Source organism: Sphingomonas quercus, assembly GCF_018863195.1.
Lineage (GTDB): Bacteria > Pseudomonadota > Alphaproteobacteria > Sphingomonadales > Sphingomonadaceae > Solisphingomonas > Solisphingomonas quercus.
The window spans coordinates 364,919-379,813 of sequence record NZ_JAHKRT010000003.1 but is presented as its reverse complement, the minus strand read 5'-3'; the positions used below and the strand labels follow the sequence as shown (position 1 = coordinate 379,813).

General features: G+C 68.3%; 12 protein-coding genes. 3 read left to right on the top strand and 9 right to left on the bottom strand.

The annotated features are described in order from the left end of the window. Positions 1-16 precede the first annotated feature (16 nt). Together ptsP and KOF26_RS07590 are read right to left on the bottom strand one after the other, a co-directional pair. Positions 17-2,299 (bottom strand): phosphoenolpyruvate--protein phosphotransferase, encoded by a 2,283-nt coding sequence (ptsP, locus tag KOF26_RS07595; protein WP_216322665.1) that lies wholly within the window; start codon positions 2,297-2,299, stop codon positions 17-19. A gap of 143 nt (positions 2,300-2,442) precedes the next feature. Continuing rightward, positions 2,443-3,459, bottom strand: coding sequence for an NAD(P)H-dependent flavin oxidoreductase (locus tag KOF26_RS07590; RefSeq protein WP_253201224.1), 1,017 nt, complete (start codon positions 3,457-3,459; stop codon positions 2,443-2,445). A 145-nt stretch (positions 3,460-3,604) separates the two neighbouring features. On the opposite strand from KOF26_RS07590, the gene KOF26_RS07585 reads away from it, so the two are divergent. Continuing rightward, positions 3,605-3,802: a hypothetical protein gene (locus tag KOF26_RS07585; RefSeq protein ID WP_216322662.1), complete on the top strand. Its 198-nt coding sequence runs from the start codon at positions 3,605-3,607 to the stop codon at positions 3,800-3,802. A gap of 4 nt (positions 3,803-3,806) precedes the next feature. Here KOF26_RS07585 and KOF26_RS07580 read toward each other — a convergent pair whose 3' ends face one another. Next, on the bottom strand, positions 3,807-4,538 hold the full coding sequence (locus KOF26_RS07580) for a Crp/Fnr family transcriptional regulator (RefSeq protein ID WP_253201223.1): 732 nt from the start codon (positions 4,536-4,538) through the stop codon (positions 3,807-3,809). A 76-nt stretch (positions 4,539-4,614) separates the two neighbouring features. Continuing rightward, positions 4,615-5,877 carry an aspartate kinase gene (locus tag KOF26_RS07575; protein ID WP_216322658.1) on the bottom strand — a complete coding sequence of 421 codons (1,263 nt, stop codon included), beginning with the start codon at positions 5,875-5,877 and terminating at the stop codon, positions 4,615-4,617. Positions 5,878-5,956: 79 nt separating this feature from the next. On the opposite strand from KOF26_RS07575, the gene ubiG reads away from it, so the two are divergent. Then, positions 5,957-6,691, top strand: a complete 735-nt coding sequence (gene ubiG, locus KOF26_RS07570; RefSeq protein ID WP_216322655.1) for a bifunctional 2-polyprenyl-6-hydroxyphenol methylase/3-demethylubiquinol 3-O-methyltransferase UbiG — start codon at positions 5,957-5,959, stop codon at positions 6,689-6,691. A 28-nt stretch (positions 6,692-6,719) separates the two neighbouring features. Continuing rightward, positions 6,720-6,926: a hypothetical protein gene (locus tag KOF26_RS07565; protein WP_216322652.1), complete on the top strand. Its 207-nt coding sequence runs from the start codon at positions 6,720-6,722 to the stop codon at positions 6,924-6,926. 23 nt (positions 6,927-6,949) lie between these two features. Here the strand turns inward: KOF26_RS07565 and KOF26_RS07560 are convergent, their stop codons facing one another. The 5 genes from KOF26_RS07560 to KOF26_RS07540 form a co-directional block, all read right to left on the bottom strand. Then, positions 6,950-7,366: a nuclear transport factor 2 family protein gene (locus KOF26_RS07560; protein WP_216322650.1), complete on the bottom strand. Its 417-nt coding sequence runs from the start codon at positions 7,364-7,366 to the stop codon at positions 6,950-6,952. 20 nt (positions 7,367-7,386) lie between these two features. Beyond that, entirely contained in the window at positions 7,387-8,055 is a 669-nt protein-coding gene (locus tag KOF26_RS07555; RefSeq protein WP_216322649.1) for a glutathione S-transferase family protein, read from the bottom strand. Between the two features lie 162 nt (positions 8,056-8,217). After that, a complete protein-coding gene (gene gltB, locus KOF26_RS07550; RefSeq protein WP_216323130.1) occupies positions 8,218-12,750 on the bottom strand; it encodes a glutamate synthase large subunit in 4,533 nt (1,510 codons plus the stop codon). A gap of 27 nt (positions 12,751-12,777) precedes the next feature. Next, entirely contained in the window at positions 12,778-13,389 is a 612-nt protein-coding gene (locus KOF26_RS07545; protein ID WP_216322647.1) for a DUF2059 domain-containing protein, read from the bottom strand. Beyond that, positions 13,386-14,834: an NAD(P)-dependent oxidoreductase gene (locus KOF26_RS07540; RefSeq protein ID WP_216322645.1), complete on the bottom strand. Its 1,449-nt coding sequence runs from the start codon at positions 14,832-14,834 to the stop codon at positions 13,386-13,388. The genes KOF26_RS07545 and KOF26_RS07540 overlap by 4 nt, the downstream gene beginning before the upstream one ends. Positions 14,835-14,895: the final 61 nt, after the last annotated feature.

Below are 14,895 nucleotides of genomic sequence, written 5' to 3'. Positions count from 1 at the left end.
AATCACCTTGTCCCGATCAGGCCAGCGAAACGCCGTTTTCTTCCGCCCATCGGCTGAGCAGCCCGCGCATGTCGCGGGGACCCTGGGCCAGCCATTCGCCCATGCGCGCCCTGAGTGCGCCGGCGTCGAGGGTCCGCACCATCGCCTTGACCGGGCCGACCGCCACCGGCGTGATCGACAGGCGATCGATGCCGAGCCCGATCAGCGCCATCGCCTCGAGCGTGCGTCCGCCCATCTCGCCGCAGACGCCGTGCAGCACGCCGGCGGCGCGCGCCTGCCCGGCGACGCGGGCGAGGAAGCGCAGGATCGCCGGCGACAGCCAGTCGTAACGCTCGGCGAGCTTGGGGTGGGCGCGATCGGCGGCGAACAGGAACTGGGTGAGATCGTTGGTGCCGATCGACAGGAAGTCGAGGCGCGGCAGCAGCTGGTCGAGCATCTCGGCCAGCGCCGGCACCTCCAGCATCGCGCCATAGTGGATGGCGGTCGGCAACAGCTTGCCGCGATCGCGCATCCACGCCCGCTGGCGCTCGAACAGGGCGCGTGCCTCCTCATATTCCCAAGGCTCCGAGACCATCGGGAACATGACGTTGAGCTCGCGGCCGGCGGTGGCCTCGAGGAGGGCGCGGGCCTGCGCCTTCATCAGCGCGTCGCGCTCCAGGCTGAGGCGCAGCGCCCGCCAGCCCATCGCCGGATTCTCCTCGGCCATCTCGTCGCTGCGCATATAGGGCAGCGCCTTGTCGCCGCCGATATCGACGGTGCGGAAGATCACCGGCCGGTCGCCGGCGGCATCCAGCACGTCGCGATAGAGGCGCTGCTGCCGCTCGCGCGCCGGCAGGGTGGCGCCGACGAGGAACTGGAACTCGGTGCGGAACAGGCCGATGCCGTCGGCGCCGGTGACGTCCAGCGCCGCCACGTCGTCGCGCAGGCCGGCATTGATCATCAGCGTGATACGCTGCCCGTCCTTCGTCACCGGCGGTAGATCACGGGTCTGGACGAAGAAGGCACGGCGGCGCTGCGTCTCGCCGAGCCGCGTCTCGAAGCTCTCCTCCATCGCCGGCGTCGGGCGCACCAGCACCTGGGATTCGCCGGCATCGAGGAGCAGCAGATCATCCTCGACCACCACGCGCCGGATATTGCCGACGCGGCCGAGCACCGGTACCCCCATCGCCCGGGCGACGATGGTGACGTGCGCTGTCAGCGACCCTTCCTCGAGGATTACGCCCTTGAGGCGGCGGCGATCATATTCGAGCAGCTCCGCCGGCCCGAGATTGCGGGCGATGAGGATCGAATCCTGCCTGAGGCCAAGCTGGGCGGCGGTGCCGAGCTGGCCGGAGACGATCCGCAACAGCCGGTTGGAGAGATCCTCCAGGTCATGCATGCGATCCTGGAGCAGCGGGTCGGAGATCTCGCGCATGCGCATGCGGGTACGCTGCTGGACGCGCTCGATCGCCGCCTCGGCGGTGAGCCCGCTGTCGATCGCCTCGTTGATGCGACGGCTCCAGCCCTCGTCATAGGCGAACATCTTGTAGGTCTCGAGCACGTCCTGATGCTCGCCCGCGCCGCCGAACTCGGCGTGGCCCATCATGCGATCGATCTGTTCGCGCATCTGGCGGAAGGCGGAATAGACGCGGTGGCGCTCGGCCTCGATATCCTCCGCGACAGTATGCTCGACGACGATGCGCGGCTGGTGGAACACCGCGCGGCCGGCGGCCATTCCGTCGACCAGCTTGAGGCCGGTGAGGCGGATGGCGCCGGCGTCGCGCGCATCCACGCCCGCGCCGCGGCTCATGTCGATGAGCCCTGCTCCTGCGATCAATTCCGCCAAAACCATCGCCACCGTCTGCAGCGCCTCGATCTCGACATCATCGTAGCGGCGGCTTGCGACATGCTGAACGCAAAGGACGCCGACCGCGCGCTCGCGCCGCACGATCGGAACGCCGGCGAAACTGTGATAGAGTTCCTCGCCCGTTTCCGGCTTATAGGCGAAGGCGGGATGGCTGGTCGCCTCGGCGAGGTTCATCGTCTCGACCTCGTCGGCGATGGTTCCGACCAGACCCTCGCCCAGCGCCAGCCGGGTGACGTGCACGGATTCCGGGTTGAGGCCGCGCGTCGCGAACAATTCGAGCTGGCCGTCGCGCAGCAGGTAGATCGAGCATACCTCGCTATCGAGCGACTCGCCGATGATCTGGACGACCCGGTTTAGCTTCGCCTGGGCGGGCGAGCGCGAGGCCATGACATCGTGCAGGCTCGTCAGGATCGAGCGCGCGGCGATGGTTGCGGGCGTGGCGGGCGGGGTCATTGCGCCGACCGCTATCAGATTGACGCGGCAGAGGGAAAGGGGGCGGGATCGGGATCGGCGAATGCGCTGAACGGAGGGGAGGTTTTCCGTCCACCGGATCCCGGGGGCCGGGGTCTGAACGCCACGGCCCCGGGCGCGCCGAACTAGCCCCGCGCTGCCAGCGCCGCCGCCGCCTCGGCGATGAGGGTGGCCATGATCTCCGCCAGCGGCTCTTCCCTGGTGACCATGCCGACCGACTGGCCGGCCATCAGTGAGCCATGCTCAACATCGCCGTCGATCACCGCGCGGCGCAATGCGCCCGCCCAGTAATGCTCGATCTGGAGCTGGGCCTCGGCCATGGCGAGACCGCCCTCGTCGAGCGCCTGCGCCACTTCGCGCTGCTTGGCGGTGAACAGCTCGCTGCCGGCATTCTTGAGCGCGCGCACCGGGATCACCGGCAGGCGCGGGTCGATCTGCACCGACGCCACCGCATCCCGCGCTGAGGCGCGGATGAACGCCTTCTTGAAATTGGCGTGCGCGATGCTCTCGGTGGCGCAGACGAAGCGGGTGCCGAGCTGCACGCCGGCCGCGCCCATCTCCAGATAGGCGGCGATCGCCTCGCCCCGGCCGATGCCCCCGGCGACGAAGACCGGCAGCGTCTGGGCGAGCTCGGGCAATATCTCCTGCGCCAGCACCGAGGTGGAGACCGGGCCGATATGACCGCCGGCCTCCATCCCCTCGATGACCAGCGCGTCGACGCCGGAACGGACCAGCTTCCTGGCCAGCGCCAGCGCCGGGGCGAAGCAGACCAGCCTGGCGCCGGTGGCCTTGATGCGGTCGATCGAGCCGGACGGCGGCAATCCGCCGGCCAGCACGACATGGCCGACGCCATGCCGCCCGCAAATATCGATCAGCTCCATCAGGTCGGGATGCATGGTGATGAGGTTGACGCCGAACGGCCTGTCGGTGAGCGCCCTGGTGCCGGCGATCTCGGCGTCGAGCAGCGCGGGCGTCATCGCCCCGCAGGCGATCACCCCGAAGCCGCCGGCATTGGACACCGCCGCCACCAGATGCCGTTCCGACACCCACGACATGGCGCCGGCCATGATCGCGTAGTCCGTGCCGAGAAAGGCGGCGCCGCGCGCCATCAGCGCCTGCAGCCGGGCGCGCCCCTTATCCATATCCAATGCGTCAATCTCCTGCCTGTCGCGCCTCCCTTAGCCGAATGCGGCGCGCGTGCATCCCCTTCAAAAGCCGGTTTGACGGCGGTCAAGGCAGGCGGCGTCGGGCCGTGGGATGCGGGCGCATCCGTTGAGGAAGTGAGCCATGACCGAGCCATCCGCACCCCTTCACCCGCAGCAGCACCGCCCTTCTCCCCAGAGCTTTGCGGCGTGGATCTCGAACGGCATCGAGACCGGTTCCGGCCGGCTGGGCAGCGGTGCCGCGCTCGCCCAGATGCTCACCCTGCCGCTGCTCGTGCTGCTATGGGGGGTGGGCATGACGGTGGCGTGGCTGCTGATGTGAGCGGTCAGCTCATCATCGAGGCCAGCGCGACCGGCTCCAATATGTGAATGCCGCGCAGGCCGTGCTTGCGAATCAGGCCGTCGCTTTCCAGCGCGGACAGCTGCCGGCTCACCGTCTCGATCGTCAGCCCCAGCAGCGAGGCCGCCTCGCCGCGGGTCAGCGGCAGCTCGAAGGTCGGCGCCGGATGACAGGCGCTGCCCGCCGCCTGCGAGAAAGAGAGCAGCAGGCCCGCGACCCGTGAGCGCGCGTCGCGCCGGCCGATCAGGTCGGCCAGCGCGCGGGCGCGATCAAGCTCGCGCACGGTCCGCTCCAGCACGCCCTGCAGCAAGGCGGGGGCAAGCAACATCAATCGCTCGAAATCGCGGCGGGGGAACAGGCAGAGCCGGCTCTCGGTCAGCGCGACGGCGTCATGGCTGATCTCCGCCGAAAAGAGGTGGCCGAGCAGCCCGGCCGGGTGGACGAGGGCGACGATGCGCTCGACCCCGTCGCGGCCGGTGGCCGACAGTTTGACGGCGCCGCTGACCAGCGTCGCGCAGGCGATGCTCTCGTCGCCGGCCGCGAAAATCGTCTCGCCGCGCGCATAGGTGCGGTGATGACCGACCTTGGCCAGGGTCGTGCGATCGACCGGGTCGAGGGCGGCGCAGACCGCCTCCGTCCGCACCGGGCATTCGGCGCAGAACGCCGGCAGGGTGGGGGAAGCCGCGCCTGAGGCGGACACGTCGGTCTGGAGCGTCATGTCCGCATTCTAGACGCTAATCCACAATCGGGGAATTGTGGATTGCTCCATTAATGCAGAAATGGCCGGCCTGTGATCAGGCTGCCTCGTCCTCGGCATCCAGCCCATAGGCAGTGTGCAGCACGCGCACCGCCAGTTCGACATAATCCTCCTCGATCAGCACGGAAACCTTGATCTCGGACGTGGTGATCGCCTGGATGTTGATGCCGCGCTGGGCCAGCGCCTGGAACATCATCGCCGCGACGCCGGCATGGCTGCGCATGCCGACGCCGACCACGGACACCTTCGCGACCTTGGTGTCGTGGGTCATCGTGGCGTAGCCGATCTGCTCGCGCGCCTTCTCCAGCACGTCGAGGCTGCGGGCAAGCTCGGCGCCGGGCACCGTGAAGGTGACGTCGGTGGAGCCGGTGCCGTGCGAGACGTTCTGCACGATCATGTCGACGTTGATCGACGCATCGGCGAGCGGGGTGAAGATGCTGGAGACCGCGCCCGGCTTGTCGGGCACGTTGACCAGCGTGATCTTGGCCTCGTTGCGATCATAGGCGATGCCGGTGATGAGCTGGCGTTCCACGGACTGCTCCTCAATCTCTTCCTCGCCGACGACATAGGTGCCGGCATCCGTCACATCCTCGTCCGGGTCGCGCAGCGAGGAGAGGACGCGGACGCGCACCTTTTCCTTCATCGCCAGGCCCACGGAGCGCGTCTGGAGCACTTTGGCGCCCACCGACGCCAGCTCCAGCATTTCCTCATAGGTGATTTTCTCAATCTTGCGCGCGCGGGGCACGATGCGCGGATCGGTGGTGTAGACGCCGTCGACATCGGTATAGATGTCGCAGCGGTCGGCCTTCATCGCCGCCGCCACCGCCACCGCCGACGTATCCGAGCCGCCGCGGCCGAGCGTGGTCACGCGGCCCTCCTCGGTCAGCCCCTGGAAACCGGGGACCACCGCCACCTCGCCATTGGCCAGCGAGGCGAGCATCGCCTCGGTGTCGATCGTCGAGATGCGCGCCGAGGCGTGGGCATCGGTGGTGCGGATCGGGAGCTGCCAGCCGAGCCAGCTGCGCGCCGGCACGCCGAGGCTCTGCAGCGTGATCGCCAGCAGCCCGCTCGTCACCTGTTCGCCGCTGGCGACGACGACGTCATATTCGCGCGTGTCGTAAAGCGAGGAGGCCTCGCGGCAGAAGCCGACCAGCCGATCCGTCTCCCCGGCCATGGCCGAGACGACGACGGCGACCTGATTGCCGGCCTCGACCTCTTTCTTAACGCGGCGCGCCACATTCCGGATGCGCTCGATCCCGGCCATCGAGGTGCCGCCGAACTTCATGACGATACGGGCCATAGGGAGTGCGCTCGAAATATTGTTGCGGTAGGAATGCTCGTCGGGCAACGAGGCGGCGCCCTGATATGAGCCGGTTTCCATGAACGCAAGCACCACCGTCGATCCCGCTGAAGCCGCCCATTTCGGGACGCTGGCCAGCGAATGGTGGGATCCGAAGGGATCATCAGCAATGCTGCATCGGCTGAACCCGGCGCGGCTCGCCTATCTGCGCCAGGCGGTGGACGCGCATTGGGGCGGCGATCCGCGTGCGCGCCGGCCGCTCGCGGGACGCCGGGCGCTCGACGTGGGCTGCGGCGCCGGGCTGCTCACCGAACCGCTGGCCCGGCTCGGCGCGGACGCGCTGGGCCTCGACGCGGCGCCGGAGAATATCGCCGTCGCCCGCCATCATGCCGACGGGCAGGGGCTCAACGTCTCTTACCGCGCCGGCGGCGTCGAGACGCTGGGCGAGGACGAGCGCTTCGACCTTGTCGTGTCGATGGAGGTGGTCGAGCATGTCGCCGACCCGGCCGCCTTCGTGGGCGGGCTGGCGCGGGCGCTGGCGCCGGGCGGGTTGATGATCCTGTCGACGCCCAATCGCACGCCGCTGTCGCGGCTGGCGCTGATCACCATCGGCGAGGGGCTGGGCATGGTGCCCAGGGGCACGCATGACTGGCGGAAATTCCTGACGCCGGACGAGCTGACCGGCCTGCTCGGGCGGGTCGGGCTGACGGCGACCGATGTGCGCGGCCTGGGTTTCTCGCCGGCGCGCGGCTTCGTGCTGTCCGACGATGTCGCGCTTGATTATTTGGTGACGGCGGTGCGCGTTAAGGACTGATCAACACGACTCCGTCTAGCCTCACAAGATGGAGTCGTGGACACCTCCGGAGCCCGTCACGGACGCTTCGCCGCCCAAGGATGCCTGGGGCGCGTGGCTGACGCGCGCGCCGCTGCATGACGTGCGTCCTGATCCCCAGCCGGCCCCGGCGCGGCTCGGCGCCACGGCGATCGTGCTCGGCCTCGCCCTGTTCTGGGCGGTGATGGCGGCGATCGTCTGGCGGATTTTTACTTAAGGCCGCCTGGACGCGCCGATCGCTTACGGCAGCGGCGTCACCTGCACATAGACGACCTGCCAGCGCCCGCCGCGGCGCAGGAAGGTGTCGGCGAAGCGGAAATGATCGACGAACGGCTTGCCGTTGGCGGTGCCGCGCATCGTGCCTTCGGCGGCCATGATCCCGGCATCCGCGCCGAGACCGACGAAGCTGCGGTTGACGATGGTGAACGGCTCCAGCTTCAGTGTGCCGCCGGCGAAGGTGTCGATGAACTCCTGCCGGCCGGTGACCTTGCCGGAACCGCGCACGAACAGGAAATCCGGCGCAAGATAGCGCTCAAGCACGGCGCGGTCGCCGTGCAGCTGGGCATCGTCGAATTCCCGGGAGGCGGCGCGGATCGCGGCCTCCGTCGCGGCCGGCGCACTGCCGGCGAGCATCAGGGCGGCGACCGCTGCAAACATCTTCCCTCTCCCCGTTTCGTCTAGAAATCCGGCTTGTCATAATGGGCCGGCGGGCCGATCACCTCCATCCGCTCGCTGAGCAGCGGGCGGAAGGCCGGGCGCGACTTCATCACCGAATACCAGGAGCGCGTCTGCTCATGCCCGCGCCAGTCCAGCCCGCCGAGATAATCGGCGACCGAAAGCTGGGCGGCGGCGGCGAGATCGGCAAGGCTGAGGATCGGCCCGCCCAGCCAGCGGCGGTGATCGAGCAGCCAGTCGACATAATCGAGATGGGCGTTGGCCTGCTTCATCGCCTCGCGGAGGGCGCCGGCGTCCGGCGACTGGCGGTGGACGAGCCGCTTGGTCATCCGCTCGCGCATCAGAGGGGCGACGACCTCGCCATGCAGGCGCTCGTCGAACCAGTGAACGAGGCGGCGGATCTCCGCGCGGGCAGGGGCGGGGCCGACGATCATCGGCGCCTTTTCCACCGTCTCCTCGAAATATTCGCAGATGGCGTGGCTGTCGATCAGCGTGGTGCCGTCGGAATGGACCATCACCGGCGTCTGGCCGGCAGGATTCAGATCGAGAAACTCGTCGCGGCGCGCCCAGGGTGATTCGCGGACCAGCTCATAGCCGACGCCCTTTTCGCCGAGCAGCAGGCGAACCTTGCGGGAAAAGGGACAAAGCGGAAATTGGAAAAGCTGCCACATCGGGTTCGAATATGCTGTCTGTCGGGCTGTGGCGAGTCTTCGGCGCGCATGCTCCGTCGGGCCGGAGGTGTTTCAGCACCCACTGTCCCACAAGCGCACGGGCCTTGAGGTCGAGCGGATGCCGAAACACGTTCAGCATGACGGGGCATGTGCCGTGACGGATTATTCCGCCGCCACCGCCTCGGCTTGCGCATCCACCAGCGGGTGCGGCAGGCGGGTCAGCATTTCCTTCGGCACGACCTGCCAGAAGCGATCCCGCCAGCGGTCCCAGTCGTCGAGGACGCTGTGCGCCCAGCGGCTGTCGGTGGCGACGGCATGGGCGGCAACCAGCGCCTTGAGCTTCGCTTCCCAATGCGCCGAGGCCAGTCGCTGCCAGGTAATGCTCTCCGGATTGGCGCGGCGTGCGAACACGTCATGCTCGTCGAGCACGAAGGCCATGCCGCCGGTCATCCCGGCGCCGAAATTGTCGCCGACCTTGCCGAGGATCACGGCCGTGCCGCCGGTCATATATTCGCAGCCATTGGCGCCGCAGCCCTCGACCACCACGTCCGCCCCGGAATTACGCACCGCGAAACGCTCGCCCGCCTGCCCGGCGGCGAACAGGCGGCCGGCGGTCGCGCCGTAGAGCACGGTGTTGCCGACGATCGCGTTTTCCTTGGACTCGAGCTGGCTGGAGACCATCGGGCGGACGACGATCGTCGCGCCCGACAGGCCCTTGCCGACATAGTCGTTGGCGTCGCCGAACACTTCGAGCGTGATGCCCTTGCAGGCGAAGGCGCCAAGCGACTGGCCGGCCGAGCCGCGCAGGCGGATATGGACATGACCGTCGGCGAGCGCGCTCATCCCATATTTGGCGACGATCTCGGCCGAGAAGCGGGTGCCCACCGCGCGGTGCGTGTTGCGCACCGTGTAAGTGAGCTGCATCTTCTCGCGCCGGTCGAACACCGGCCGCGCATCCCGCAGCATCTGCGCGTCGAGGCTGTCCGGCACATCGTTGCGGAAGGTGTTGAGGCTGAAGCGGCGGTGATGATCCGGCGCGTCCACCTTGGCGAGGATCGGGTTGAGATCCAGATCGTCGAGATGCTCGGCGCCACGGCTCACCTGACGGAGCAGCTCGGTGCGGCCGATCACCTCGTCGAGGCTGCGCACGCCGAGGCGGGCGAGGATTTCGCGCACCTCCTCGGCGATGAAGGTCATCAGGTTGATGACCTTTTCCGGCGTGCCGACGAACTTCTGGCGAAGCTTCTCGTCCTGGGTGCAGACGCCCACCGGGCAGGTATTGGAATGGCACTGGCGGACCATGATGCAGCCCATCGCCACCAGGCTGAGCGTGCCGATGCCGAATTCCTCGGCGCCGAGGATCGCGGCGATGACGATGTCGCGCCCGGTCTTGAGGCCGCCATCGGTACGCAGCTTCACCCGGTGCCTGAGGCCGTTCAGGGTCAGCACCTGATTGGCCTCGGTCAGGCCCATTTCCCACGGCGTCCCGGCATATTTGATGCTGGTCATCGGCGAGGCGCCGGTGCCGCCGACATGGCCGGAAACGAGGATCACGTCGGCATGCGCCTTGGCGACGCCCGCCGCCACCGTGCCGATGCCGGCGGACGAGACGAGCTTCACGCAGACCCGCGCGCGGGGATTGATCTGCTTCAGGTCGTAGATGAGCTGCGCCAGATCCTCGATCGAGTAGATGTCGTGATGCGGCGGCGGCGAGATCAGCGTCACCCCCGGCGTCGCGTGGCGCAGGCGGGCGATGAATTCCGTCACCTTGAAGCCGGGAAGCTGGCCGCCCTCACCGGGCTTGGCGCCCTGCGCGACCTTGATCTCCAGCTCCTCCGCCGAGCCGAGATATTCGGCGGTGACGCCGAACCGGCCGGACGCGACCTGCTTGATCACCGAATTGGCGTTGTCGCCATTCTCATAGGGCTTGTAGCGGGCGCTGTCCTCGCCGCCTTCGCCGGATACGGCCTTGGCGCCGATGCGGTTCATGGCGATGGCCAGCGTCTCGTGCGCCTCGGGGCTGAGCGCGCCGAGCGACATGCCCGGCGTGATGAAGCGCTTGCGGATCTCGGTGATCGCCTCGACGCTGTCGATCGCGATCGCCTCGCGCGCCCAGTTGAACTCCAGCAGATCGCGCAGATAGACCGGCGGCAGATCGCGCACGCCACGCGAGAATTGCAGATAGGTCGAATAGCTGTCGGTCGACACCGAGGTCTGCAGCAGATGCATGAGCTGCGCGGAATAGGCATGCGCCTCGCCGCCGTCGCGCTGGCGGTAGAAGCCGCCGACCGGCAGCGTCGCCACGCCCGCGTCCCACGCCTTTTCGTGGCGGACCATCGCCGAATATTGCAGCGAGGCATAGCCTTCGCCCGAAATCTTCGCCGGCATGCCGGGGAAGAGATCGTTGCACAGTGCCCGCGACAGGCCCACCGCCTCGAAATTATAGCCGCCGCGATAGCTGGAGATCACCGCGATCCCCATCTTCGACATGATCTTGAGCAGGCCGTCGTCCACCGCCTTGCGATAGCGCTTCAGGCAGGCAGCCGGATCGAGATCGCCGAACAGGCCGCGCGCCTGGCGGTCGAGGATCGCCGCCTCGGCGAGATAGGCGTTCACGGTGGTCGCGCCGACGCCGATCAGCACCGCATAATAATGGGTGTCGAGGCATTCCGCCGAGCGCACGTTGATGGACGCATAGGAGCGCAGGCCCCGGCGGACGAGGTGGGTGTGGACGGCCGCCGCCGCCAGCACCATCGCCACCGCGACCCGATCGGCCGAGACATGCTCGTCGGTCAGGAACAGCTCGGTGCGACCCTCGCGCACCGCCTGCTCGGCCGCCGCGCGGATGCTGGCGATCGCCTGGCGGAGCGCGTCCGGCCCGCCGTCGGCGGGGAAGGTGCAGTCGATCTCGGCCGCCTGGGCGCCGAAATGGCCTTTGAGGGTCGCCCATTCATTGCCGGTGAGCACCGGTGAATCGAGCACCAGGATGTTCGACTGCTGCGCGTCGGTATCGAGGATGTTGGCGAGGTTGCCGAACCGCGTCTTGAGCGACATCACCCGCGTTTCGCGCAGGCTGTCGATCGGCGGGTTGGTCACCTGGCTGAAATTCTGGCGGAAGAACTGGCTGATCAGGCGCGGCTTGTCGGAGATGACGGCGAGCGGCGTGTCGTCGCCCATCGAGCCGATCGCCTCCTTGGCGTCCTCGACATAGGGGCTGAGGATCAGCTCCATGTCCTCCATGGTGAGGCCGGCGGCGACCTGGCGGCGGATCAGCTCGGCGCGCGACCAGGCCGGCAGCGGCTCGTCCGAGGCGGGCAGATCGGCCAGCGAGCGGAACCCCTTGACCCATTCGCCATAAGGGCGCTCGGACGAGATGCGGTCCTTGATGGCGTGATCGTCGAACAGGCGGCCCTCGTCGAGGTCGACGGCGATCATCTGGCCCGGGCCGATGCGGCCCTTGCGCACCACGGTCGATTCCGGAATGTGGACCATGCCCGTCTCGGAGCCGATGACGAGGAGGTTGTCGGCGGTGTGGGTGGCGCGCAACGGGCGCAGCGCGTTGCGATCGACGCCCGCCACCACCCAGCGCCCGTCGGTCATGGCCAGCGCCGCCGGCCCGTCCCACGGCTCCATCACGCTGGCAAGATAGGAATACATGTCGAGATGGGCCTGCGGCAGATCGGTGTCCTGCCACGCCTCGGGGACGAGCATCAGCTTGGCCGTCGGCGCGTCGCGGCCAGAACGGCAGATCGCCTCGAACACCGCGTCGAGCGCGGCCGTGTCGGAGGCGCCGGCGGGGATCAGCGGCTTGATCTCTTCCGAATGCTCGCCGAAGGCGAGGCTCGCCATCTTGATCTCGTGGCTCTTCATCCAGTTGGAATTGCCGCGGATCGTGTTGATCTCGCCATTATGGGCGAGCGTGCGGAACGGCTGGGCCAGCCACCATTGCGGGAAGGTGTTGGTGGAATAACGCTGGTGGAAGATGGCGAAGCGGCTGACGAAACGCTCGTCGAGCAGATCCGGATAGAAGACCGACAGCTCCTCGGCGAGGAACAGGCCCTTGTAGATCACCGAGCGGCACGACAGCGAGCAGATGTAGAAGCCCTGGATCTGGGCCTCGATCACCTTGCGCTCGATCCGGCGGCGGATGAGGTAGAGATTCTTCTCGAACTCGGCGGCGGAGACCTGCTCGCCGTCGGGCCCGGCGATCATGATCTGCTCGATCTCGGGCCGGGTCAGCATCGCCTTGTCGCCGATCACCGACACGTCGACCGGCACCTGCCGCCAGCCATAGATGGTGTAGCCGAAATTGATGATCTCGCTCTCGACGATGGTCCGGCAGCTCTCCTGCGCGCCGAGATCGGTGCGCGGCAGGAACACCATGCCGATCGCGAGCCGGGCGCCGGCGCGCGGGCGGTGGCCGGACGCGGCGATCGCGTCGGCGAAGAAATCCTGCGGCAGCTCGACATGGATGCCGGCGCCGTCGCCGGTCTTGCCGTCGGCGTCGACGGCGCCGCGGTGCCACACCGCCTTCAGCGCGTCGATGGCGGCGGTGACGACGCGGCGGCTGGCCACCCCGTCGGTGGCGGCCACGAGGCCGACGCCGCAGGCATCGCCTTCATATTCGGGCCGATACATGCCCTCGGCGGCGATGCGCGCGCGCTCGGCGTCGAGCGGGGTGGGGATGTCGTTCATCTGGGTCATCGACGGAGCCTGTTCAAATTATTTCGCGGGCGTGCCGGCCGGCTGCTGCGGCGGCTTGGGCAGGAGCGGCGCGAGTTCTTTCTGGATCTCGGGGGCGAGCGCCTGCATCGCCGGCGCGATGCGGCGCGGGATTTCCTGCTGCACCCAGCGCGTCGTCTCTGCGGAGATTTCTGGCAGGCGGCTGGTGATCTTCTTGCCCAGCGGCGTGCGATAGAAAGCCAGCAGCTCGCGCAACTCGGCCGCGGTGAAATTATTGGCGTAGATCTGGATCGAGCGGGCCTCGATCTCTGGCTGCATGTCGGTCAGCACCTTCTGCATCATCGCCGCCTGCTTGGCGCCGATGCGGCCGATGGCGGCATCCCAGGCCTGCGGATTCTTGGCGCGCTCCAGCCGGATGTTCGCATTGCGGTCGAGCTGCGCGCTGATGGCGTTGCCCGCGCGCAGATCGGCGAGGGTGCGATCCATTGTCGCCTGCATCGTCTGGCGCAGGCCCATGGTGGCGACCAGCTCGCGGGCAAGCGCCGCCGTCGCCGGATCGGCGGGCCTCGCGGCGGGGGCGGCGGCAGGGGTCTGGGCCAGGGCCGGCACGGCGCAGACCAGCGCCAGCGGGAAAGCGATGTTGCGGATCATGCTGCCACCTTTTCGCGTGAGGCCCCGGCCTTCTGCTTCAGGAAATTGTGCATGCGCGTCGCCACGTCGCGGCCGTCGCGTATCGCCCACACCACCAGGCTGGCGCCGCGGACGATGTCGCCGGCGGCGAACACGCCCTCCAGCGACGTCATCATCTGGCGATCGACGCGCAGCGTGCCCCAGCGCGTCACCGACAGCTCCGGCGTGGCGAACAGCTTCGGCAGATCCTCGGCGTCGAAGCCGAGCGCCTGGATGGCCAGATCGGCGTCGAGATGGAAGCCGCTGTCCGGATCCGGCTCGGGCGCGCGGCGGCCGCTGGCGTCCGGCGCGCCGAGCCGCATGCGCGTCGCGTGGACGCCGCTGACACTGGTGTCGCCGTCGAACGCCTCGGGCGCGGACAGCCAGACGAACTCGACGCCCTCCTCCTCGGCATTGGCGACCTCACGCTGGGAACCGGGCATGTTGGCGCGGTCGCGGCGGTAGAGGCACTTCACCGAGCTGGCGCCCTGGCGGACGGCGGTGCGCACGCAATCCATCGCGGTATCGCCGCCGCCGATCACCACCACCCGCTTGCCGGCGGCGTTGAGGCTGCCATCCTCCCATTCGGGAACGGTGTCGCCGAAGCCCTTGCGGTTGGACGCGATCAGATAATCCAGCGCCTTGACCACGCCGGGGGCGCCGACGCCGGGCGCCTTGATCGCGCGCGGCTTGTAGACGCCGGTGGCGACGAGCAGCGCGTCGTGGCGCTGGCGCAAGCTCTCCAGCGTGGCGTCGCGGCCGATGTCGAAGCCGGTGTGGAAGACGATGCCCGCGTCGACGAGGCGCTGCACGCGGCGCATGACGATGTGCTTTTCGAGCTTGAAGCCGGGAATGCCATAGGTGAGCAGCCCGCCGGCGCGATCGTGGCGATCATAGACGTGCACCGCATAGCCCTCGGCGCGCAGCAATTCGGCGGCGGTGAGGCCCGCCGGCCCGGCGCCGATGATGCCGACCGACTGGGCCGAGCGATCGCGCACCGGCACGATCGGCTCCACCCATCCCTGTTCCCACGCGGTGTCGGTGATGAACTTCTCCACCGAACCGATGGTGACGGCGCCGTGGCCGGAAAATTCGATGACGCAATTGCCCTCGCACAGGCGATCCTGCGGGCAGATGCGGCCGCAAATCTCCGGCATGGTCGAGGTCGCGTTGGACAGCTCATAGGCCTCGCGCAGACGGCCTTCGGCAGTGAGGCGCAGCCAATCGGGGATGTGATTGTGCAGCGGGCAATGCGTGGCGCAATAGGGCACGCCGCATTGCGAGCAGCGCGAGGACTGTTCCTCAGCCTTGGCGAGCGCGAAGCTGCTGGCAATCTCGGCGAAATCGTCACGCCGGTCCGTCGCGGCGCGCTTGTCCGGATAGGACTGCCCCATGCGGACAAATGACAACATCTTCGATCCGGCCATAGCGCGCTCCTTCACCCATGCGAAAGCATAGGCGAAGGGCGAAGTCACGCACTTTTCGGCC